Here is a 21,570-nt window from a genome sequence, read left to right as displayed (position 1 = left end):
GCGCTGTCCGTGTGGGAGGGGCCAGTGCCCCGGATTCAGAACACGTGGCTCAGAATCCAGTACAGGCACCCCGCCAGCAACATGGCCGCCGGCAGTGTCAGCACCCAGGCCATCAGCAGGTTGATCAGGGTGCGTTTCTGAATGCCCGAGCCGTTGGCCACCATGGTCCCGGCTACCCCTGAACTGAGCACATGGGTGGTGGATACCGGTAGCCCGAACATGTCCGCAGCACCGATGGTGCACATTGCCACCACCTCGGCCGAAGCGCCCTGGGCGTAGCTGAGGTGGGTCTTGCCGATCTTCTCGCCCACCGTCACCACGATCCGCCGCCAGCCCACCATGGTGCCCAATCCTAGCGCGATGGCCACGGCCACCTTGACCCACAGCGGGATGTAACGCGTGGCATCGTCCAATTGGCCTTTGAACATCTGTACCTGGCTGCGGGTGGCAGCATCGAAGGTGGCCAGGCGGTGCTTGTCGAGCAGGCGAATGGCTTCGCTGGTCAGGTACATGTCGTTGCGCACGTTGGCCATGGCCTCGGCTGGCACGCGCTTGAGCGACCCATAGCCTTTGACTTGCTCGCCGATCATACCGGTGAGTGCTGCCAGGGCGGGCACCAGTTGCGGGTTGGTCCTGGGCTCGGCAATGAACGCAGTCAGCACCCGGCGCGGATCGGCCGGCGCTGGCTGCGGGTCGCTGCGTACCAGCGCCTGGCGCGTCACTTCAGCGACAGCGGAGAACTGCAAGGCCTGCTCGTTCGGCATGGTCTTGTTCAGGGCGTACGCCATGGGCAATGTGCCGACCAGAATCAGCATGATCAGCCCCATGCCTTTCTGACCATCATTGGAACCATGGGCGAAGGACACGCCGGTGCAGGTCAGGATCAACACGCTACGGATCCACCAGGGCGGTGGGGTCTGGCCTTCCGGTGCCTGGTACAGCGCCCGGCGCTTGACCAGTGCGCGCAAGGCCAGCAGGAGCAATGCCGCGCAGGCGAAACCGACCAGCGGGGAAAAGAGCAGGGCATAACCGACCTTGCTGGCTTGGCTCCAGTCGATACCACTGGTGCCATCGCGGCCATGCATCAGGGCGTTGGCTACGCCCACGCCGATGATCGAGCCGATCAGCGTATGTGACGATGAGGCCGGCAGGCCCAGCCACCAGGTGCCAAGGTTCCAGATGATCGCCGCCAGCAAAAGGGCGAACACCATGGCGAAGCCAGCCGAAGATCCGACCTGTAGTATCAGCTCCACCGGTAGCAAGGCAATGATGCCGAAGGCCACCGCGCCACTGGAAAGCAGCACCCCCAGGAAGTTGCACAGCCCAGACCACACCACTGCCACTGGCGCAGGTAAAGAGTGGGTGTAGATCACGGTGGCTACAGCATTGGCGGTGTCATGGAAACCGTTGACGAACTCGAAGCCTAGAGCGATCAGCAAAGCCAGGCCCAGCAGCAGAAAGGGGGTGACAGTGGTGATGATCGTACCGCTGGCGGTGACGTCCTGTCTCAGGCTCCAGGCGGTATAGGCGATGCCCGCCAATAGCAGGCCAAAGAACAAGGTCAGGGTGGCGCGCCCAGGCTTGTGGGATAATTGCGGGCGGGCGTCGCGCTGGGCCAGGTGCGTCTGGGTGGCCAGTGACGGGGTTGCCATGGGGGCTCCGGTTGGCGTTGGGCGAAGTTGCCGAGGCCCCTGAGCATAGAAACAATTCGGGACGCTAGACTGATCTTTGTCAAAGAACTCGCTAGGCCAGGGACGAACGGTCAGCGCAGGAGAAACCCATGATTCACTGCAAGCGTGTCTACGATGCGGCGCAGGCAAGCGATGGCCAACGTGTGCTGGTCGACCGCCTGTGGCCGCGCAACAAACGCAAGGATGACCTGCAGGGAACCTGGTTGCGCGAGGTCGCGCCTTCCGTCGAGCTGCGCCAGGCATTCCATCGGGGTGAGCTGGATTTTGCCGTTTTTAGCCAGCGCTACCGGCAAGAGCTGGCGGCGCATCCCGAGCATTGGTACCCCTTGCTGGACCTGGCGGCCAAGGGGGACCTGACTCTGCTCTATGCCGGCAAGGACACGCGCCACAACAACGCACGGGTGTTGGCGCAATGGCTGGAGGATGAACTGGACCGACATGGGCCGGCAAGCTCGCCGGTGTGCTATGGCCATTGAACTGAAAGCCGCGACCGACGCCGATCGTACGTTCGCGCGCGATCTGACGCGGCGGGCGATGTTGCCGTACTACCGCGAGTTCGACTTGCTGTGGATCGAGGAAGCGTTCGACCAGGCGTGGGCCTGGCGCGAGCAATGGCTAGTGGTGGAGGGGGATACCGTACTGGGGTTCTGTAGCCTGAGCCAGGACCGGCAGGCGCTGTTCATTCGCGAACTGCACCTGTCGCCAGAACATCGCGGCCGGGGCGTGGGGAGTTGTGTGCTGGAGCAACTGGCCGACTGGGCGTCGCTGCGGCATTTGCCATTGTTGAGGTTGATGGTATTCAGGAGTAACCCGGCGCGATACTTATACTTGCGCCATGGCTTTCTAAAAGTCGGGGAGGCGGATTGTTTTTGGCAACTGCAGCGAGAAATAGACTAACGTAGCGGGTTCGCAGAAGCGCCGGCTACGTTAGTGAAAGCGAGAGCGCTGATAGGTTATGAGACGAAGGCCTCCAAGGTTGATTGGAAGGCGTCTTGGTGTATCAGTCAGTCACTCGGAGTGTTGTCTTAAATCGACCGGTGACCGTTTCTTTCTTATCGTCTTCTAGTGGATAGCTCACGTCGATCCTCCCCCATACCTTTTGACCCACTCGTTGAATAATGTGTACCTCGCCTTGAGTGGCTATGACTCGGCCATTTGGTGGGTAAAGGGTTACATCTAGTTGATCTGGGACTACCCAGTTGCCGTTGGTAAAGCTTGCGGTCCTCGTCTCGATAGCGACCACATAATTGCCTGAGGCTAAAGAGAAGGTGCCTTTGATCAAGGTGCTGTGGGAATCGAATTTGTCTGTTTCATATTTTAAGCCCGTGCTTTTGAATTCGATAACAAATCGGTTTTCGATCCATTTTGTCTCTTCGATCCATTGTGTATCAGTATTGCTCATTGTTAAGTCCTCGATTTTTGAGTGAGGCTTAAATGTAGCGAAAGAAGTATCCAAGGGGTACTGGTAAAAATGATAGGGCGCGCTCTTATATGCCGTGTGACCTTTTCATGTGGGCGAGTTTGAAGGTGGCATAGAAAAGGCGAAGTCCCGCACATGCCTGGACTCACTGTTGCTGCACCTGCACCGTCGCCCCCTGACGAACCGTAGCGTCGAGCAACTGCCCCTGCACCGGCAGCAGATCCCCGATCAATAAATTCTGCAACAAGGGCTTACCTTCGAAACGGTTAGCGCCCATCACGACATCCCGCATCCCCTCGACCCGTACCAGTGCCTTGCCGACCTGGCCCAGGCGATTGCCACTGAGTACCAGCGGCCCTGCCAGCGGTGTGGCATTGCGCAGGCTGACGGCATACTCCTGGGTATTGCCGATGCGGTTGTCGAGCAGTGCCAAGGCGCTGACTTCGCTGGCATCCACCGCGCTGCCTTGGCTACTGGCCAGCAGGTTATCTTCGACGACCAGCGGGGCAGCGGTGGTGGGTGCCAGGTTGCGTAACTGGATGCCATTGCCTCGGCTGTCACCCATGCGATTGCCGGCCAGCAGCACCGCGCCCTGTTGTTCGCTGACTTCGATGGCCGCCTTTGCCGCACCCAGAATGAGGTTGCCATCGACCTGGGCGCGGGTCTGGCCACGCAGGCGCACGCCGCTGTTGTTGTCGATGCCGCGTAGCTGGTTGTCCTGCAGTTTGACCTGGCTGTCACGCACGTCGATGGCGTATTGCTGCGACTTTTCGAACTGGCTGGCGGTGATGGTCGCCTGGCTGTGCTGCAACTCCACCGCGCTGGACATCTCGCTGAAGTGGCTGTCGCGGATGATCACCGTGGCGGCAGGTGTGTTCGCGGCTTGCTGGGCACTTAGGGCAGTGGTCAGTCCGCGGGACAGGTTGGCGTTGTAGCCCAGGCGCTTGAGGGTCGAACCAATCACCTGGGTATGGCTGCCGGCCCAGGCCACCACGAACGGCCGCCAGGCGCGGTCGGTGTTGCCTGGTCGGTCACCGGCCAGGCTTTGCAGGCTGGACTGGTTCAACCCCAGCCATCCCTGGTTGATCAGCGCTGTGCCCGAATGGCTCGACAAGTAAAGGCGGGTGCCCTCCAACACCAACCCGGCGTCGGCACCGATCATCAGCGGGTAGCTGAGCAGGTAACCGTCCTTGTAGCGCCTCAGGATGCGCGTATCGTTCAGCGCATCGTGCAACTGCGCCAGGGTGATGCTGCCCGCGCGCACCAGCACTACCTGAGGATGATGCGCCTGGTAGCCGGCGATGGCGCGGAACAGGCCGTTGTTGACGAATGGCTCGAAGGGCCAGCTGCCGGCCTGTGACGAGAACATCGGTTGCAGACTGACACTAGCGCGGCCCGCCGGGCGCGGGCGTTCTGCCTGATGGAACGTCACTGCCTCGCGCACCTGCTGGCGCAGTTGGTCGACCTTGTGCGTGCGTTGCTCCTGGGTCAGTGTGGTCAAGGTGTAGTTGACCGTCAGCGTCTGGCTGGCGGCCTGGGCAGTGCCGGCCAGGCCCAAGGTGACCAGGCAGGCGAGGGGGAAGCGGGCGAGGGCAGTCATGGGTCAGTTCCTTGATCCGGGCAATGAGGGGTAAAACGGTTTGATAGGGCCGCCGAGCTGGCTGTAGTTGTCCACATCGCCGTCTTCGCTGTCGTACAGCTGGCGCGCCAGGGCGTGGCCGGGATTGCGCTGCAGGAACGGGATCAACCAGGCCAGTTTGTACGGCGCTACATCCGCCTGGGACTGGCCTTCGAGTTCGGGCAGGTCGCGTGGGTCAAGCACCGTGCGAGCGGCGAAGTTGGCCAGAAGGTCCAAGGTCTGTTGGTCGTCGGCGCTCCACGGCAGGCCGTTGACGCGCGCCGATTCAGCCAGCAATACCAGGGGTACCAAGGCGTACTGGCTGTAGGTGGCGGCAAGCTTGGCCCGCGCCACTTCCAGCGGCAGGTAGGCGTAGCTGCCATCGCGGGAACGCACCGCCTGGGCCAGGCCACGACGTAGGTTGCCGTCGGCCCACTGGATGAAGTCGTCGCGCCCGACCAGCATGCCGGTGGCGGCTACGGCCCAGGCAGCCCAGTAGTCGTGGTTGTTGAAGTACACGCCTGGGGCATCGCGGCGTGGGTCGTACTCGTGGATCACCAATTCGGCCAGGCGAGTGAACCACGACTGCTGAGCCTCGCTCAGTCGCACCTTGCCGTCACTGGCTGACTGGGTCAGCAGCACGGTTCCGGCCATTGCCGCCAAAGCCCATTTGCGCGCGGCCATGCCTGTGCCGCTGGCATCCGGGTTGAGCAGTGCGCCGGCTTCGGCCCAGTCTTGCAGCCATTGGTCTTGGCAGGCCAGGGCCATGTTGGCGTCCTGCGGCTTTTTCGCCCGCTGGAAACGCTTGCCGGCGTAGATCAGCCCGCCGACGAACTGTTTGACCTGCTTGCCGATGCGTTCGCTGCCTGCATCGGGGCTGCTGCGCAGGGTCGACTTGCTGACGTCGCGCTGGTCGTACTTGCTCTGCAGGCGCAGGCTGCCGGTATAGGGCGGCGGAGGCTCCTTGCTGCAGGCCAGGGTGTGGTAGTCGGCGATCATGGCCGCTTGTGGCGTGGGATGCGCAGGCCAGATCGACTGGGCTGCCTGAGCCTGGGGGGGAGCAGGGCCAGGGGAAGCAGCGAGGCAGCCCCGATGAGCATCTTCAAAGACACAGACGAGTCTCCACCTCGGTGGCCGCAGTGCCCGCCTTGGTCGGTTCCATGAACACCGACAGCAAGTTGGCCCCGGCAAACGCTGGGTCCTTACTCAGTTCCAGGTAGTACTGCCCGCCGCTGACGGCTGCCTCGCGACGGAACCACACCTTGTCGCGCGCGCCATTGTCGTAATAGACGATGATGTAGAAGTCCTTGATGTTCTTGTCGCTCAGGCGGATGTCGAGAAACCCCTTCGAACCACTCAACGACTGGCGCGAACTGCCCGCGTTGCTCAGCAGCTCGATGCGCTCGCCAACCTTCAGCGCCGGGTGTTGCAACTTCGACCCCAACACTTGCCTGTTGGCCGAGCAGCCGCCCTGAACCGCCGGCACCAACTGGCGATACATCAACGGCGAATCAAGCCGGTAGTTGGCCGGCAGTTCCCAGACGATCAACTTGGGCGGGGCCTTGGGGTCGTAGTCTTCCGACAGCAGGTACGCCAGCAGCGAGCCGTCCTCACCGACACCCGGCAGGGCATAGTTGAGTACATCCACACTCAGGTATTGCTTGAGGTAGCCGTCGAAATTGAACTGCTTGCTCTCGTCTTCACGTGCAGCGGCGTTGCTGTCTCCCACCAGGATCACTTGCGGGTCTGGCGCTTCGTCGAACAGCGCATCGGCGCTGTCGGCCACCGGGATGGTCTGGAAGCCGCGCACGTACTGGAAGCCATAGTTGTTGCCACAGATGTTGCTCAGCGCCAGGTTCAGCGTGCCATCCTTGGGCACCATTACCCCAGGCTCGGTGCGATACTGCTTCTTGGTCAACTCGCCGTAGAACGGTTGGCGGCGGATCTCTTCGGCCATCAGTCTGGCAGTGGCTTCGGCGCCGGCCGGGGTCCAGTGGTGGTCGCGGCGGAAGAAGTACTCGCCCTGAGGCGGCTGCTGCACCAGTTGCATCATCGGCGCCACCACCGCACCGCCCTGGCGCAACTGGCCAAGGTAGGCACTGAGGTGGGCGCTGGCCTGGGCATAGTCGAAACCGTGCAGTTGGCCTTCGAGCAGTTTGTCGCGGTGCATCAGCCCGCGGGTGGGCTGGACCGCCATGGCCACGTGGATGCCCTGGCGCTGGAAGGCCTGCATCAAGCGGGCGAACTCCGGGCGCATAGGGGCGGGAATGCCGAAGTCGTTGGTCAGGTCCACCGCCGAGCGGAATAGCCAGCGGTCCTTGCCGGGTACGATTTCGCGCATCAGCTTCATGCGCCCCTCGGTGTAACGCTGTGGGTCGCTGAGCGCCGGGCAGACCATGCACCGCAGGTTCTCACAGCCGGCTTTTGGCGCCTGTGCGGCCTGGCCAGGCAGGCTCAGCAGGGCCAGGGCTGCGCTTAGAGACACACTTACTAGGGTCTTCATGTACCTATCCATCCTTGCAGCGTGGGCGTCACTCGGTGGGGTCGATGCTGTTGGCCTGGGTCATGCTGCGGTAGCCGTTGCCCTGGGGCAGCAGCACATAGCTGTACGAGCGACCCTTCTTGAGGAACTGATCGTCGAATTCCGCCACCTTCTGATCGGCGACATAGGCGGCGAAACCGATCTTGAGCTCGTTGACCATGCGGCTGCCGGTCTGGCCGTTGGCCAATGGGTCGACGACCACGTGCTTGCCGTCCTCGGTCTTGAGCGCCGCTTGTGCCGGTGTGAGGTTGTAGAAGGCGATCTGTGCCTTCTTCGGCTCGTTGACGTATTTGTCGGCGATCAGCTTCAGTTGCTTGCCGTCGTAGATCACGGTGCTGGCGGCGTTGGCCTTCAGCTGCGGCTCGATGGATTGCCCGCCGACCGCGATCTTGTGGCTGCCGGCTGAGGTGAAGCGGTAGCCACTGAGCTGGCCGGGCGCAACCTTCTGCGGGTTGACCTTGCCGCTCAACGTGACGTCGATGCTGCGGTCCGAGAGGTTCAGCACGCGGACGAAGGCCGAATCGGCAGGGGCTACTGCATCGTACAGGTCGGCATTGCCTTCGGCGGTGTAGCCCGCCTGGCTGGCGGTGGCCAGGACAACGGCGGTAAACAGGTGAGCAGGTTTCATCAGGTTCTCCTTGATTCGTCAGAAATGCTGGGGCACGGCGCTGCGGCTGAGCGCGCCGGGACGGTGGGCGAGCAAGGTGCGAAGGGGGAATTCCCATACCACCGTTTCGATCTGTGGGTTGGCCAGTTGATCGCTTGCCAGGAACTGGTTCATGGCTTCGAACGGGCCGCGGGCCTCGACGGCGATGCTCAGCAGGTCGCGGTTGAGTGCCTCCTTGAGAAAGCCGACGAAGTTCCAGTCGTCGATCTTGCTGTAGCTGGTGCCTACCAGCAGCAGGCTCTGCTCCTGCTCGGCGAATAGGTCATCGCTGCTTTGTTCGGCCTTGAGGGTTTCGTACAGCTTGATCGGGTTGGCTCCGAACTGCGGCGCCAGGCGAGCATGGTCGAACTGGATGTAGTTCATCAGGTCGCCCTTGATGCTTTTCTCCCCGGACGGGTGCGAGAGGTAGACCTGATCACCCAGCAATTGCGGACGTTGACGTGCCAGTTCGTAGGCGGCCAGGCGCGCACCTTCTGGGCTCCAGTGGGTGTCGGATTTCAGGAACAGCTTCGGGCCGCCAAGGTTGGCCAGGAACGCGCTGCGCAGCGGCACCACGTCCAGCTGGTGTCGTTGCAGCTCGCTTACGAAACGGTCGTACAGGCCGGTCACCCTGGGGTCGAACGCATGCTCGGCGTGCGCTGCATACACATCCAGCTTCATTGGCAGCGGCAGTACCACCAGTTGTTTGCCGTGTTCGGCCAATTGCGCGCGGACCTTGACGATCTGCTCCAGCTGGCCCGTCAGGTTGGCGTCCAGGTCATTGGGCACGCGGTATTCCTGGTTGGTGTAGAGCCAGCCATCCTTGCCCAGCACCACGCCTTTGGTACCTTCGCCGAACAGCTGGAACTGCGCGTCGGCCCACAGCGTCACGGAGGGGGCTCGCAGGAAGAAGCGCTTGTCGTACACCTGCTCGAACTTGCGTAGCAGCTTGCCGTCGACGAATAGGTTCCAGGCATCGCTTTGGGTGCGGGCGAAGCTGAACACCGGTGGCAGCGAGTAGACGAACATCGCCCCGAGTGCCAGCGCGAACAGAATGCCATTGGCCTTGCTGGCCGAATTCATCACCGGATACATGGCCGTCTCCTAGAACTGGAAATACAGGAAGGGCGAGAACGAATTGGCCGCCAGGCTGCTCAGCGCCAACAGGAAACCGCCCCACAGCAACACGCTGTGCAGCGCGCCGACATGGCGCATGAAGTACCCCGTCTTGTTGCCAGCGTAGAAGCGCACATTGTTGATGCCCGCCAGGACCAGCCAGGCCAAGGCCACCAGGGCGAAGGCCATGGCCATTTTCGAGGCGCCGAGCACGTACAGCTCCAGCGAGCCGAAGCCGTTGAAGCCGAACAGCGCTTTGTAGATGTCGATGCTGTGGCGCAGGTCCATGGTGAAGAACAGTGGCATGCTCAGCACGATCAACAGGCCGGTGCGCAGGTTGCGGCCCAGGTGGTATGGGGTGCTGACTTTGGTCGCCAGGTTGAACTTGCGTTCCAGTACCATGCCAACGCCGAAGAACAGTCCCCAGCAGATGAAGGCGAAGCTCGCCCCGTGCCACAACCCGGACAGCAGCATGGTCCAGATGAGCGCCGGCAATGCGCCGGCCACGCGCTTGCGTACCAGGGGCATGTACACATAGTCGCGCAGGAAGTGCGCCAGGGTCATGTGCCAGCGCGACCAGAACTCGGTGATGCTCTGCGACACATAGGGCTGGTTGAAGTTTTCCGGGAAGCGAAAGCCCATCATCAAGGCCAGGCCCAAGGCCATGTGGCTGTAGCCAGCAAAGTCGAAGTACAACTGCAGGGTGGAGACCACCAGGCCGAACCAGGCGTCGCTGAACTGCAGGGTGCCTTCGCTGACGAACAGCGCGTTGATCGGCGCCAGGCGGTCGGCGATCAGTACTTTCATGATGAAGCCGAGCATGAAGCGGCACACGCCCAGCGAGAACAGCTCCAGCGAATGGGTGCGTTCGCGCAGCTGCGGCGCCAGTTGGCTGTAGCGCAGGATCGGTCCGGCCACCAGGTGCGGGAACAATGCGACGAAGGCGGCGAAGTCGATGAAATTGCGCGTCGGCGTGGCGTCCTTGCGGTAGATGTCGACGATGTAGCTCAGGGCGTGGAACACATAGAACGAGATGCCCAGGGGCAGGAAGATGTTTTCCAGGGTCCAGGTGTCGATGCCCAGTGGCGCCAGCAGCAGGGCCAGCACTTCGGCGCCGAAGTTGGCGTACTTGAAGTAGCCCAGGGTCGAGAGGTTGCCGGCTACACCGATCCACAGCAGACGAAGCGCCCAACGTTTGTCCGCCGCGTCGAGGCGCGCCTTGATGCGCAGGCCGAACCAGTAGTTCCAGTAGGTGATGCCGACGAACAGCAACAGGAAGTCCGGTCGCCACCAGGCATAGAAGAGGTAGCTGGCGACGACGATCACCGTCGAGCGCCACTGCGCCCTGGCCAGGAAATACACGGCCAGGAACAGCGGCAGGTAGAGAAACAGGAACACGTTGGAGGCGAAGATCATGGCGCTGCCCGTCCTTAGTAACTGATGACCACGCCGACGCTCAGCTGGTAGTCGTCGCCGGTTGCCAATGCACTGCCGGCATTGAGGTAACTGGCGCTGACCAGTGCGTTGACATCCAGGTGCTTGCCGTCGAGTGCCAGCGGAAACATCTTCCAGTAGTAATTGAGGTCGACCATCTGCCCGACATTGCGGCCATTGCCATTGCTGCCCTGGGCGATTGCACGGTTGCGCTCGGCCCGTTGGTCGCCGTTCATGCGGATGGGCAAAGTGCCGTCTTCATCGCGCAGGTCGAGCTGGGTCACGCGCAGGTCCAGGGCGCTGCGGGGAGTGGGCTTGGTCTCGACGGCGATGCCGTAGTAGCTGAGATTGCGCAGGTCCAGGGCAACGAACGAGCTGGTCAGGCGCGTGCTGTAGGACCCGCTGCGGGTGATGCGATCCGACTGGATGGCATTGAGGCGAAAGCCATCGTTCTCGTCGCTTGGCTTGTCGGTGAGGCCGCCGCGCAATGCGATACGTGGCGTCCAGGGCAGCGTGTCGAAGCGTTTGCCGACCTCACCCAAGGCGGCCCAGCCCTTGCTGCCGTGGCCAGTTGTGGTCGTGCCATTGCCGTCGGTGTTGTCCATCTTGCCATCCAGGGCGGCCAGCTCCAGGTGGTAGTCACTGAGCGCCGGCAGGCCCAGGTTGTCGCCCTTGAAGAACAACCCGTAGCGCAGGCCCTTGAAGTCGTAGCGGTCTTCGGCGTCGTGGCCGCTGTGGTCGTTCTCGTGCATCAGGCGCACGCCGGCCTGGTTGTTCGGGCTCCAGCGGTAGGCATACTGACCCATCACGTAGGTGGTGCGCGCTTCGCTATCGGCAAGGCTGTTCACATCGGTGTTGTAGTTGTGAAACTTCTGGCCAACGGCGATGAACGCCTCGGAGAACGTGTCCTGGTAGTTGAAGCGCAGCGATTCCAGGCTGTCGTCCCACCAGATGCCGTAGTCGTCGTAGAAGCGCTGCCGGCCAAGTGACGCGGAATACCGCGGGTCGTCGCCGATCAGGTTGCGCTTGACGTACAGCTCGCGCAGCTCGGCGTACCAGCCCTCGGGCTGTTCGCGTTCGCTGCTGTTGGTGGCTTCGTTGGTCAGGTTGCTCGACTCGCTGGAGTCGTAGTTGAGCCACAGGCGGCCGTAGACCATCCATTTGGCCCAGCGCTTTTCGGGCGAATACCAGGCAAATGATGGCTCGTAGCGCAAGCTGTAAAACATTTCGCGATCGCTGCCGACTTGCGAGTCTTCCGGGCCGTAGCCGGTCTGCACGGTGAGTTTGTTGAAGAATTCCGAGGTGATCAGCGGCTCGCTGCCATCGGCTGCGGCAACACGCACCGGCGCGTTGCTGTCGGCTTCGGGGCCGGTGATTTCTTCGGCGGCCAGGACCACGGACAGCGGCGTCAGGGTGAGCAGGGCAGCGAACAGGGGATGGTGGGTTTTCACAGCGTGGCCTCCTTCAGCAGATCGTTGCGCGCGGCCAGGGCACGCTCGATGTCATCCTTGGGTAACGTCTTTTCCAGGCGTCGGACCAAGCTACGGGCGCTGCGCTCGCCGAGGTCTAGCGCGATCCGCGCATAGGTGTAGGCCTTGACCGGGTCATGGCAAAGGGCGCGGCCATAGGCGTGCAACGTGGCCATGCGGTACCAGGCGGCGGTCGAGCCCTTGGCAGCCTCTTCCTGGAACAGCGCCAGGGCTTTGTCCTGGTCGGGTTGGTCCTGCACGCCCTTGCTGTAGTAGTCGGCCAGCAGCAGGCCGGCACCGGGATACTGGCTGGCGCGCAGTTCGTCGATCAGGGCCCGGGCCTTCTCCGGGTCTAGGGTCAGCCAGTTGTTGACCATGTAGAACGAGGCCTGCAACGCCTTGGCCCGCATCGGCTCGCGCAGGCGGACTTGATCGATCAGCGCCTGGGTTTCCTCGGCGTTGTGCTCGGTGGGGTTGGAGATCATGAAGTTGGCCTTGGACACCATGGCCGGGACGAAGCCCCTGGCGACGGCCTCGTCACGCCAGCGTTGCACCTGTGCGGTGGCGATCGCCAAGGCATCGGCCTGGGCTTTGTCACGGGCCTGCTGTTCGGGCGTCGGTGCGACGGGCGGCGTGTCAGGCTCGCGGCTCTGACGTTCGATACGGTCGGCTTCCTGCTCGGCGCGCTGAACACTGGCGATGTTGTCGAGCAGCGAGGCGATACGGTGCACGATATCGACTGGTAATTGACTGCGCTGCGCCTCCAGTGAAGTGGCGAAAGCCGGGAACAGTTGGTCTTGTCGATCACCGAGGAAGGCGTAGTAGCGGTCGATCGCGCGCGCATCGAAGCGCACGGCCTCGCGGTACCAGCGTTCGGCCGCGCCCTGGTCGCCCTGGCGCTCGGCAAGCACCGCCCGGTACAGCTGCGGGCGGCAGTTGAGCAAGCACGAGCGCTCGTAAAGTTCCAGCAGTTCCGCCGCCTGGTCGACGCTCACCAGTTGCGGATAGGTGAGGAACACTTCCAGTGTGGTACTGGCGTTGCGTGGGTCGAGTGTGCTCTGGTAGCGGGTCAGGGCGCGCTCGAACCATGGCCGTTGTGCTTCGCGAAGACTGGGGGTGCGGTCGATCAGCCGGGCCAACGAGGCCAGTGCCGGAACCATGCCTTGGCCATCGCCGAACGCGGTGTGATAGAGCGCAACCACCTCCTGACGGCTGACATCCTCGCGGCTGGCCAGGACATCGCCCAGCAGCAGCGTACTGGCCAGATCACCGCGCCGTGCCAGTTCACGCAAATCGGCGCTCACATCGGCGCTGGGATCCTTGAACAGGGCATAGCGCACCTGCTCCAGGCTCTGGCCGGCAGTCGCGCTGCCCGCACAAGCCAGGGTGAGACTGGCCAGCAGCAAGCGCGTGGGCGTCATCAGGGTCATGGCATTGTCCTCGACAGGCTCAATTGGCACGGCCAAAGGGCAGGCCAAGGTACAGGTCGACCGCGACTGCCTTCTGATAGGCCGAGGCTGGCAGCGGGCTGTCTGGCTGAATCGTCAGGGCCAGGTTGCGATTGACTTCATCGACCCGGGCATCGACCACCTTGCCGCTGTAGTGCTGGTCCAGGCCGAACACCTGCATGTCCACCGAGCGCACGCGGTCGACATCGGCCAGCTTGTCGAACGGCACATTGGCGCGCACGAAGAGCCCTTGGTCCTTGGGCAGCAGGTGCATCAGCGGCGCATCCTTGTAGCCGTACCCATCCAGGCGTTGGGTCGGGTAGTACACCTGGCAGTCGCAGGGGCTGTTGATCACCGTTTCGAGGGTGGCGCGGCCTAGCAAGGCTTGCAGATCGCCCGGGGCGAGGTCGGCCACTGCCTTCATGTCGGCCGGGCTGGTGAAGCTGGTTGCCAGCTGGGTGGACACGTTGGCCAGCGGCTGGCCGGCTTGCACTTCGGTGGCGCCGGCAGGCAGCAGGTACTTCACGTAGCCGTTGTCGGGCATGCTGATGACCTGGGCGTGGGTGGACACCTGCGCCTGGACGGCCGGAATGCGGAAGAACAACAGGTAACCCTTGTAGCCGACGAAGGCCAGCGCCGCCAAGCCTGCGGCGGTGTACAGCAGGGTGCCGGTAAAGGCCTTGAGGCGGGCACCGGGGGTACGTGCCGTGGCGTACTTCTGCTTGCGCTCCTTGATGTAGTTTTCCCGTTGCATGACGTTGAACAGGCCATTGATGTCGGCGATTTCACCCGACAGGTAGGCGCTGATCAGGTAGCGCAGGATGTCGCGCTTCTGTGCGTCGAGCTCGACGAACTGCGCGCCCACTTCGCTGCCGCGCTGCGAGACGATGCGGATCTTGCTGTCGATGCTCAGGTCGACCTGGTTCAGGCGCAGGCGGATCGAGGCGTCGTACAGCGCGCCGATCTTCAGCGGCGTTTCGTGACGCAGGCCCATGCCTCCCAGGGAAATGTCCTGCAGGGCCGTTTCGAACGCTGCCTGACCTGCGGCGGATAAACGCACGCGTGCGTTCATGCGGGTGCGTACATGCTGGCGTTCGTCGATCGCCTCATGAACGATGTTGGCCGCTGTCTTGCCCGGGGCCACGGGAATGTTCGAGCTACTCATGTGCAGGCGCCTTTCCTTAACGTTGCGTTGAGTTATCGGGAAACTTCGAGGAGAACGGTGATGACCCCGAAGAAGATGGCGATCGAGGAGCACAGCATCGCCTTCGAGGACCAGCGGTTGAGGGTCGCGTCGAAGTCGACGTTGCCGGTGCTCAGGGTGGTCTTCTGCCGCGTCCAGCTTTGCTGGTCCATGTGGAACATCGCGTAGACCTTCATCAGCGAACCGACGATCTGGTTGTAATAGAGAACGAAGGGGTACATCGGGCTGACCGGGTGGCCGGCGAAGACGAACAGCACGGTCACCAGGCTGCGTGAGAGCAGTACCCAGAACAGGTACACCAGCAGGTACTGGATGCCGAAGATCAGCCCCGCCATCACCGAAGCTGTCAGGCCCATCAGGCAGGTCCACATCGAGATGCGCTGGTCCAATAGGACGTACAGGGTGAACAGCCCGAGGCGAGCACGCCCGAGCAGGGCGGTGGCGCGGAAGTTCTGGCGCAGTGAGTTGCCGTACCAGCGAAACATCAGCTGGCGGGTGGCGACCCAGAAACTGTCGCTTGGCGGGTGCTCGACGGTCAGGGTGTGGCTGTCGGGCACGTAGAAGGTGTCCCAGCCGGCGCGCATCAGGCTCAGCCAGCTCGACTTGTCGTCACCGGTGAGGAATTGGAACCGGCCCAGACGCCAGTGTTCGAGGAAGTCGGCCTCGACGTCGCGGATGAATTCGGGGTCGGTCATCACGCTGGCACGGAAGAACGACAGCCGCCCGGTGAGGGTCAGGACCCGGTGCGAAAGTGCCATGGAGCACATGTTGATATGCCGCTGCACGAAGCGCATTGAGTGCCACTGACGCATCCAGCGGCTGCCTTCGACTTCGCAGAACTCGTTGGTGGTCAGCCCGCCGACATTCGGCAGCAGGGCGAACAGCTTGACCGCGCGCTCCACACAGCCGGGCAGCATCATGGTGTCGCCGTCGACCACGCCGACCACCGCATCGTCCAGCGGCATCTGCCGGGACAGGGCACGGAAGGCGTGGGCCAGGCCATCGCGCTTGCCGGTGCCGCGTGCACGGACGATCACCAGCCTGATATCGTCGCGGTCCTTGACCTCGTTGCGCAGGATGTCCTTGATGAACGTCTCGTCGCCTTTCTCGACAATCGAGGCGATCACCGTGCAGGGCACCTTGAGCCGTTGCACTTCCTGGAACACCGACTGGTAGACCTTGAAGGTGGTCAGGGTCGGGATGCGGAAGCTGGTCACCACCATGAACAGGTGCGAGGGCAGGGCCGCATCGCCCATGCGTTCGACCTGGCGGCGCAGGCGTGGGAACTTCAGGTGCAGGAAGTACATGCCGCGCACGTAGTGGACGACCGCGTTACCGTAGCGCCACATGCCCAGCGTGCCGATGATGAAGATGAACAGGTGATGGTTCGGGTCCAGGTACTGCGGCGCGACCATCTCCGACGCCAGCGCGATCAGCCCGGCCAGGCATGCCCAGGCGAAGAAGCTGGCGCCTGCACGCAGGTAGCCGGGTGCCTCGAAGGGATGCTGTTGCTGTCGATCCATGTAGCTTCAACTCCTGTTGTCGGGTGCCCGATGTCGATCAACGAAGGTGATTTCGTCGACGGAACTCGGGGCTTGTGGGTGCTGGCGGAGCCTGCGAAGGGCCGCATAGCAGCCCCCGGACGCAACTAATTGCGTCGCTGGCTCCGCCGACTCCCACGGGACGGCGGGTTAGGCACGCTGCCGGTTACCAGCAAATGCCCTGACGTTGCGCGTCGCTGGTCTGGGGCATGAAACCGACCAGGTCGATCACCCGTTTGCCATCACTGGCCTCCAGGGCCTGGGCGAAGCGTGCGTCGTTGTTGCCCAGGACGATGACCTCGGCGTCGTCGATCACCTGGTCGAGGTCGCTGTGCAGCAGGGAGGAGACGTGAGGGATCTTCGATTCGATGTAATCGCGGTTAGCCCCGAAGACCCGTGCGTACTCGACGTTGGCATCGAAGATACGCAGGTCATAGCCTTTGCCGATCAGGCGCTCGGCCAGTTCCACCAACGGGCTTTCGCGCAAGTCGTCGCTGCCGGCCTTGAAGGCCAGGCCGAGCAGGGCGATCTTGCGTTTGTCCTGGCGCTCGATCAGGTCCAGGGCGTTCTGCACCTGGTTGCGGTTGCTGGCCATGATCGACGCCAGCAGCGGGTGCTCGACGTCCAACTGGCTGGCGCGGTAAGTGAGGGCGCGTACGTCCTTGGGCAGGCACGAGCCGCCGAAGGCGAAGCCGGGGCGCAGGTAATAGCGCGACAGGTTGAGCTTGTAGTCCTGGCAGACCACGTCCATCACCTCGCGGCCATCGACGCCCGAGGCTTTGGCGATATTGCCGATCTCGTTGGCGAAGCTGACCTTGGTGGCGTGCCAGACGTTGCAGGTGTACTTGATCATCTCGGCGACTTCCACCGACTTGCGGATCACCGGTGCGTCCAAGCCCTCGTACAGTGAAGCCAGCAGGTCGCCTGATTGGCTGTCCAGCTCGCCGATCACGGTCATGGCCGGGAAGTCGTAGTCCTTGATGGCGGTGCTTTCACGCAGGAATTCGGGGTTCACCGCGACGCCGAAATCTTCACCGGCCTTCTTGCCTGAAGCTGCTTCCAGGATCGGGATCACCACGTTTTTCACCGTGCCCGGCAGCACGGTGCTGCGTACCACCACGGTGTGGCGGCCAGCCTTGTCGCGCAGGGCCGTGCCGATCTCGCGGCAGACCGCTTCCATGTATACCAGGTCCAGGTCACCGTTCTTCTTGCTTGGTGTGCCGACGCATAGCAGGGAAAGGTCGGTGGCGAAGATCGCGGCCTGGACATCGGTGGTACCACGCAGTCGGCCTTTGCTGACGCCATCGAGCAGCAACGCTTCGAGGCCAGGCTCGACGATGGGCGACTTGCCCTGGTTGATGAGGTCGATTTTCGCTGGAGAAATGTCTACCCCCAGCACGGTGTGGCCACGTGCCGACAGGCACGCCGCGCAGACTGCGCCTACATAGCCAAGTCCAAAGATACTGATGTTCATAGATCCCTCTTCCTCGGGCGCGGCAACGCCGGCCGAGATACTCAGTTTGGTTAGTTTTCGATCGGCAGACGCGCAGAAGTTAGCCGCGCTCGGAAGTGGCGTAACAGGCTGTTTCTTAGTTGTCTATTTACATCCTAAGGGGGTTTTTATTTTTGCTGCAAGTGTTGGTGTTCTTAAGGTTGAAAATAACTAAAAGGTTTCTCGTTAAGTTTATAAAACCGTTAAAAATCAAATAGTTAAAGTTTGATGATAGTTAGGCGTCAAAAAATTGTTTGCTGTTGAAGGGGCGGTAAAATGACGTCAAATCTGCGTCTTTTCGGCTTTTTGCGGTGTTTTCGCCACGCCTAAAAGGGCCGGAGAATGTCCGGTTAATTGATCTTCCCCTGCTGGTGTGATTGCTTTTCAAGGATTTGCCTCCCCGTTGATTTAATTGTCGGGGCAGGCGGTGGTGGCATACAGATGAAACCCTGGGTTGCGACAATCGAAGGGGAGGGCCATAGTGGCATTTAGATATCTAATTGCGCATGATGCTATTGGGTTTCGTTGACTGCCGGCTTCTGGCCACAGGGCATCCGGGTGGATGCTGGGGCAGTGACCAGGTCAAGACTGCGCCCGTGGAACGGCAAGGTCGTCCGCGCAGCAGCGCCAGACGTTTCTGACAGAAGTTTTACGCTAGGTCCGCCACGAAAAATTTTGTTAAGGTGGCGGGATCCAATCGCCCTGTTGACGAGGTGTGTGCTTGATTAGGGTCCTAGTGGTCGACGATCACGATCTGGTACGAACCGGTATTACCCGCATGCTGGCCGACATCGACGGCTTGCAGGTGGTGGGCGAGGCGGATTCAGGCGAGTCGGCGCTCAAGCAGGTCCGCGAACTCAAGCCGGACGTCGTCCTGATGGACGTGAAAATGCCTGGGATCGGTGGCCTGGAGGCCACCCGCAAGCTGTTGCGTAGCCACCCTGACATCAAGGTGGTGGCAGTGACCGTGTGCGAAGAAGACCCATTCCCCACGCGCCTGATGCAAGCCGGCGCCGCCGGTTACCTGACCAAAGGCGCAGGGCTGGACGAAATGGTCCAGGCCATTCGCCTGGCTTTCGCCGGGCAGCGCTACATCAGCCCGCAGATTGCCCAGCAACTGGCGCTCAAGTCCTTCCAGCCCCAGGGGTCGCCTTTCGATGCCCTGTCCGAGCGGGAAATCCAGATCGCCCTGATGATCGTCGGTTGCCAGAAGGTGCAGATCATCTCCGACAAGTTGTGCCTGTCGCCCAAGACCGTCAATACTTACCGCTATCGGATCTTCGAAAAACTCTCCGTCACCAGCGACGTCGAGCTGACGTTGCTGGCCGTTCGCCACGGTATGGTCGACGCAAGCCTGTAAAGACCCATGTCCCAGATTTTTGATGCCAGTGCATTCCTGGCAACCTGCAGCGGCCGCCCGGGCGTGTACCGGATGTTCGATGCCGAGGCACGTCTGCTTTACGTGGGCAAGGCCAAGAACCTCAAGAAACGCCTGGCCAGCTACTTCCGCAAGACGGGGCTGGCGCCGAAGACCGCTGCCTTGGTAGGCCGCATCGCCCAGGTCGAAACCACCATCACCGCCAACGAGACCGAGGCATTGTTGCTGGAGCAGACCCTGATCAAGGAGTGGCGACCACCCTACAACATTCTGCTTCGCGACGATAAATCCTACCCCTATGTGTTTCTCTCCGATGGCGAATTCCCCCGCTTGGGGATCCACCGTGGGGCGAAGAAGGCCAAGGGGCGTTATTTCGGTCCGTACCCCAGCGCAGGGGCTATCCGTGAAAGCCTGAGCCTGTTGCAGAAGGCCTTCTCGGTACGCCAATGCGAAGACAGCTATTACGCCAACCGTACCCGGCCGTGCCTGCAGTATCAGATCAAGCGCTGCAAAGGGCCGTGCGTTGGCTTGGTCGATGCACAGGAGTATGCCGAGGATGTACGCCACTCGGTGATGTTCCTCGAGGGGCGCAGTCAGCAGTTGGGCAACGAGCTCAATGCCGAGATGGAGAAGGCCGCCATGGCCCTCGATTTCGAGCGGGCCGCGGAGCTGCGGGACCAGATAGCCCTGTTGCGCCGGGTGCAGGACCAGCAATACATGGAGGGTGGCTCGGGCGACGTCGATGTGGTCGCCGCGTTCGTCAACCCCGGTGGGGCCTGTGTGCACCTGATCAGCGTGCGCGGCGGTCGGGTGTTGGGTAGCAAGAACTTCTTCCCTCAGGTGGGCATCGAGGAAGAGGTTGCTGATGTGATGGCTGCGTTCCTGTCCCAGTATTACCTGGGCAATGCCGAGCGCGAGTTGCCGGGCGAGCTGATCGTCAACGTGCTGCACGAGGACTTCGACGCGATCCGCGAGGCCTTGCACAGCTTGCGTGGTCGTGAGCTCGCGATCAGTCATCGCGTGCGTGGCACCCGTGCCCGCTGGCAGCAGTTGGCGGTCACCAACGCCGAGCAGGCGCTCAACGCCCGCCTGGCCAACCGCCAGCACATGGCTGCGCGTTTCGAGGCGTTGGCCCAGGTGCTGGGGCTCGATGAAGTGCCACAGCGCTTGGAGTGCTACGACATCAGTCACTCCAGCGGCGAGGCCACCGTGGCCAGTTGCGTGGTGTTTGGCCCGGAAGGTCCGCTCAAGTCCGACTATCGTCGCTTCAACATCGAAGGCGTGACCGCTGGCGATGACTATGCCGCCATGCACCAGGCGCTGACTCGGCGCTATGGCCGTATCAAGGACGGCGAAGGCAAGCTGCCCGATGTGTTGCTGGTGGACGGCGGCAAAGGCCAGCTGAACATGGCCCGGGAGGTGATGCAGGAACTTGCCATCACCGACCTGACCCTGCTCGGTGTGGCCAAGGGCGTGACCCGCAAGGCGGGTTTCGAGACCCTGTATTTGAACGACGTAGCCCATGAATTCACCCTCAAGGGCGACAACCCGGCGCTGCATTTGATTCAGCAGATCCGCGACGAGGCTCACCGTTTCGCGATCACGGGGCATCGCGCCCGCCGTGGCAAGGCTCGCCGCGTTTCGAGCCTGGAGGATGTGGCCGGGGTAGGGCCCAAGCGGCGTCGAGACCTGCTCAAGCACTTCGGCGGCCTGCAGGAGCTCAACCGCGCCAGTGTCGATGAAATCGCCAAAGCGCCCGGTATCAGTAAAAAGCTTGCCGAGTCGATTTATGCCAGCCTGCATAGCGAGTAGAATGCCCGACTCAACCCGCAGCCAGTCGTACCGATGAATATTCCAAACCTGCTCACCGTTCTACGCGTCCTGCTCATTCCGATCTTCATTCTGCTGTTCTACATGCCCTATCACTGGAGCTATGCAGCCGCCAGCAGTGTGTTCGCCATCGCCGCCGCCACCGACTGGCTGGATGGCTACCTGGCCCGTCGTCTGCAGCAGAGCACGCCGTTCGGCGCCTTCCTCGACCCCGTGGCCGACAAGCTGATGGTGGCCGTGGCCCTGGTGCTGCTGGTGCAAGTGCACGCCAACTTCTGGCTGACTCTGCCAGCGGCGGTGATCATCGGTCGCGAAATCGTGGTGTCGGCCCTGCGAGAGTGGATGGCCGAACTGGGGGCGAGGGCGCATGTGGCGGTGTCCAACCTCGGCAAGTGGAAGACTGCGGCGCAGATGCTGGCGCTTGTGATTCTGCTGGCCAACCCGCCGCTGGTCACTTTCTGGGTGATCCTGGGCTACGCACTGCTGCTGGTGGCGGCCGCCTTGACCCTATGGTCCATGGCACACTACCTGCTGGCAGCCTGGCCGCATCTGCGCGAAGGCTCGGAGCAGAAATAAAAGTTTTTTCGAATCAAGGGGTTGACGCCGTTTTAGATATCGCTAGAATGGCACCCATCACGACGCGGGAATAGCTCAGTTGGTAGAGCACGACCTTGCCAAGGTCGGGGTCGCGAGTTCGAGTCTCGTTTCCCGCTCCAAATTAAGGATCTACAGGTTTCGCAA

18 protein-coding genes and 1 tRNA gene are annotated in these 21,570 nt (G+C 62.2%); 6 read left to right on the top strand and 13 right to left on the bottom strand.

All coding sequences use genetic code 11. From position 1 onward, the window contains the following. Window positions 1–35 precede the first annotated feature (35 nt). Entirely contained in the window at window positions 36–1,652 is a 1,617-nt protein-coding gene (locus tag VXM67_RS17395) for an inorganic phosphate transporter (RefSeq protein ID WP_027908161.1), read from the bottom strand. A 128-nt stretch (window positions 1,653–1,780) separates the two neighbouring features. Between VXM67_RS17395 and VXM67_RS17390 the strand changes: the two genes are divergently transcribed. Continuing rightward, on the top strand, window positions 1,781–2,167 hold the full coding sequence (locus VXM67_RS17390; protein WP_027908160.1) for a DUF488 domain-containing protein: 387 nt from the start codon (window positions 1,781–1,783) through the stop codon (window positions 2,165–2,167). Next, entirely contained in the window at window positions 2,157–2,588 is a 432-nt protein-coding gene (locus VXM67_RS17385) for a GNAT family N-acetyltransferase (RefSeq protein ID WP_023381207.1), read from the top strand. Before VXM67_RS17390 ends, VXM67_RS17385 begins: the two co-directional genes overlap by 11 nt. Window positions 2,589–2,691: 103 nt before the next feature. On the opposite strand, the gene VXM67_RS17380 is transcribed toward VXM67_RS17385, so the two are convergent. The 12 genes from VXM67_RS17380 to VXM67_RS17325 all read right to left on the bottom strand — a co-directional run bounded on the left by VXM67_RS17380 (window position 2,692) and on the right by VXM67_RS17325 (window position 17,603). Further along, complete coding sequence (locus VXM67_RS17380; RefSeq protein WP_023381206.1) at window positions 2,692–3,093, bottom strand: hypothetical protein; 402 nt, start codon at window positions 3,091–3,093, stop codon at window positions 2,692–2,694. A gap of 163 nt (window positions 3,094–3,256) precedes the next feature. Then, window positions 3,257–4,711, bottom strand: coding sequence for a right-handed parallel beta-helix repeat-containing protein (locus VXM67_RS17375; protein WP_023381205.1), 1,455 nt, complete (start codon window positions 4,709–4,711; stop codon window positions 3,257–3,259). 3 nt (window positions 4,712–4,714) lie between these two features. After that, window positions 4,715–5,728, bottom strand: coding sequence for a polysaccharide lyase (locus VXM67_RS17370; RefSeq protein ID WP_367237240.1), 1,014 nt, complete (start codon window positions 5,726–5,728; stop codon window positions 4,715–4,717). Window positions 5,729–5,831: 103 nt separating this feature from the next. After that, window positions 5,832–7,232 carry an alginate biosynthesis protein AlgX gene (locus VXM67_RS17365; protein ID WP_023381203.1) on the bottom strand — a complete coding sequence of 467 codons (1,401 nt, stop codon included), beginning with the start codon at window positions 7,230–7,232 and terminating at the stop codon, window positions 5,832–5,834. A gap of 28 nt (window positions 7,233–7,260) precedes the next feature. Next, window positions 7,261–7,899, bottom strand: coding sequence for an alginate O-acetyltransferase AlgF (locus VXM67_RS17360; protein WP_023381202.1), 639 nt, complete (start codon window positions 7,897–7,899; stop codon window positions 7,261–7,263). Between the two features lie 18 nt (window positions 7,900–7,917). Next, window positions 7,918–9,012, bottom strand: a complete 1,095-nt coding sequence (locus VXM67_RS17355) for an alginate O-acetyltransferase (protein WP_023381201.1) — start codon at window positions 9,010–9,012, stop codon at window positions 7,918–7,920. Between the two features lie 9 nt (window positions 9,013–9,021). After that, on the bottom strand, window positions 9,022–10,449 hold the full coding sequence (locus tag VXM67_RS17350; RefSeq protein WP_027908157.1) for an MBOAT family protein: 1,428 nt from the start codon (window positions 10,447–10,449) through the stop codon (window positions 9,022–9,024). A gap of 14 nt (window positions 10,450–10,463) precedes the next feature. Further along, on the bottom strand, window positions 10,464–11,918 hold the full coding sequence (locus tag VXM67_RS17345; RefSeq protein ID WP_023381199.1) for an alginate export family protein: 1,455 nt from the start codon (window positions 11,916–11,918) through the stop codon (window positions 10,464–10,466). Continuing rightward, window positions 11,915–13,366 carry a sel1 repeat family protein gene (locus VXM67_RS17340; RefSeq protein WP_027908156.1) on the bottom strand — a complete coding sequence of 484 codons (1,452 nt, stop codon included), beginning with the start codon at window positions 13,364–13,366 and terminating at the stop codon, window positions 11,915–11,917. The genes VXM67_RS17345 and VXM67_RS17340 overlap by 4 nt, the downstream gene beginning before the upstream one ends. Before the next feature lie 19 nt (window positions 13,367–13,385). Then, window positions 13,386–14,549 carry a PilZ domain-containing protein gene (locus tag VXM67_RS17335; protein WP_104881506.1) on the bottom strand — a complete coding sequence of 388 codons (1,164 nt, stop codon included), beginning with the start codon at window positions 14,547–14,549 and terminating at the stop codon, window positions 13,386–13,388. Between the two features lie 32 nt (window positions 14,550–14,581). Continuing rightward, the gene (locus VXM67_RS17330; protein WP_023381196.1) at window positions 14,582–16,111 is read right to left on the bottom strand and encodes a glycosyltransferase; all 1,530 of its coding nucleotides are present in this window, start codon (window positions 16,109–16,111) and stop codon (window positions 14,582–14,584) included. A gap of 184 nt (window positions 16,112–16,295) precedes the next feature. Beyond that, window positions 16,296–17,603 carry a nucleotide sugar dehydrogenase gene (locus VXM67_RS17325; protein WP_027908154.1) on the bottom strand — a complete coding sequence of 436 codons (1,308 nt, stop codon included), beginning with the start codon at window positions 17,601–17,603 and terminating at the stop codon, window positions 16,296–16,298. Between the two features lie 739 nt (window positions 17,604–18,342). Between VXM67_RS17325 and uvrY the strand changes: the two genes are divergently transcribed. The 4 genes from uvrY to VXM67_RS17305 all read left to right on the top strand — a co-directional run bounded on the left by uvrY (window position 18,343) and on the right by VXM67_RS17305 (window position 21,545). Further along, window positions 18,343–18,981 (top strand): UvrY/SirA/GacA family response regulator transcription factor, encoded by a 639-nt coding sequence (gene uvrY, locus VXM67_RS17320; RefSeq protein WP_023381194.1) that lies wholly within the window; start codon window positions 18,343–18,345, stop codon window positions 18,979–18,981. Window positions 18,982–18,987: 6 nt separating this feature from the next. Beyond that, a complete protein-coding gene (gene uvrC / locus VXM67_RS17315) occupies window positions 18,988–20,811 on the top strand; it encodes an excinuclease ABC subunit UvrC (RefSeq protein WP_023381193.1) in 1,824 nt (607 codons plus the stop codon). 33 nt (window positions 20,812–20,844) lie between these two features. Then, the gene (gene pgsA / locus VXM67_RS17310) at window positions 20,845–21,405 is read left to right on the top strand and encodes a CDP-diacylglycerol--glycerol-3-phosphate 3-phosphatidyltransferase (RefSeq protein WP_023381192.1); all 561 of its coding nucleotides are present in this window, start codon (window positions 20,845–20,847) and stop codon (window positions 21,403–21,405) included. A 64-nt stretch (window positions 21,406–21,469) separates the two neighbouring features. Beyond that, a tRNA-Gly gene (locus tag VXM67_RS17305) sits at window positions 21,470–21,545 on the top strand. Window positions 21,546–21,570 lie beyond the last annotated feature (25 nt).

It is taken from the genome of Pseudomonas sp. Rh2, assembly GCF_040762985.1.
In the GTDB taxonomy this organism is placed as follows: domain Bacteria; phylum Pseudomonadota; class Gammaproteobacteria; order Pseudomonadales; family Pseudomonadaceae; genus Aquipseudomonas; species Aquipseudomonas taiwanensis.
The sequence above is the reverse complement of the archived record's forward strand: the minus strand, read 5'-3'. Positions and strand labels throughout refer to the sequence as shown.

Excerpts from the sequence above, each read along its gene's own strand:
- VXM67_RS17395 (WP_027908161.1), bottom strand. The coding sequence starts at position 1,652 with ATGGCAACCCCGTCACTGGCCACCCAGACGCACCTGGCCCAGCGCGAC.
- VXM67_RS17365 (WP_023381203.1), bottom strand. The coding sequence starts at position 7,232 with ATGAAGACCCTAGTAAGTGTGTCTCTAAGCGCAGCCCTGGCCCTGCTG.
- VXM67_RS17380 (WP_023381206.1), bottom strand. The coding sequence starts at position 3,093 with ATGAGCAATACTGATACACAATGGATCGAAGAGACAAAATGGATCGAA.
- VXM67_RS17385 (WP_023381207.1), top strand. The coding sequence starts at position 2,157 with ATGGCCATTGAACTGAAAGCCGCGACCGACGCCGATCGTACGTTCGCG.
- VXM67_RS17335 (WP_104881506.1), bottom strand. The coding sequence starts at position 14,549 with ATGAGTAGCTCGAACATTCCCGTGGCCCCGGGCAAGACAGCGGCCAAC.
- VXM67_RS17325 (WP_027908154.1), bottom strand. The coding sequence starts at position 17,603 with ATGAACATCAGTATCTTTGGACTTGGCTATGTAGGCGCAGTCTGCGCG.
- pgsA (WP_023381192.1), top strand. The coding sequence starts at position 20,845 with ATGAATATTCCAAACCTGCTCACCGTTCTACGCGTCCTGCTCATTCCG.
- VXM67_RS17350 (WP_027908157.1), bottom strand. The coding sequence starts at position 10,449 with ATGATCTTCGCCTCCAACGTGTTCCTGTTTCTCTACCTGCCGCTGTTC.
- VXM67_RS17390 (WP_027908160.1), top strand. The coding sequence starts at position 1,781 with ATGATTCACTGCAAGCGTGTCTACGATGCGGCGCAGGCAAGCGATGGC.
- VXM67_RS17330 (WP_023381196.1), bottom strand. The coding sequence starts at position 16,111 with ATGGATCGACAGCAACAGCATCCCTTCGAGGCACCCGGCTACCTGCGT.
- uvrC (WP_023381193.1), top strand. The coding sequence starts at position 18,988 with ATGTCCCAGATTTTTGATGCCAGTGCATTCCTGGCAACCTGCAGCGGC.
- VXM67_RS17360 (WP_023381202.1), bottom strand. The coding sequence starts at position 7,899 with ATGAAACCTGCTCACCTGTTTACCGCCGTTGTCCTGGCCACCGCCAGC.
- VXM67_RS17375 (WP_023381205.1), bottom strand. The coding sequence starts at position 4,711 with ATGACTGCCCTCGCCCGCTTCCCCCTCGCCTGCCTGGTCACCTTGGGC.
- VXM67_RS17340 (WP_027908156.1), bottom strand. The coding sequence starts at position 13,366 with ATGACCCTGATGACGCCCACGCGCTTGCTGCTGGCCAGTCTCACCCTG.
- VXM67_RS17355 (WP_023381201.1), bottom strand. The coding sequence starts at position 9,012 with ATGTATCCGGTGATGAATTCGGCCAGCAAGGCCAATGGCATTCTGTTC.
- VXM67_RS17370 (WP_367237240.1), bottom strand. The coding sequence starts at position 5,728 with ATGATCGCCGACTACCACACCCTGGCCTGCAGCAAGGAGCCTCCGCCG.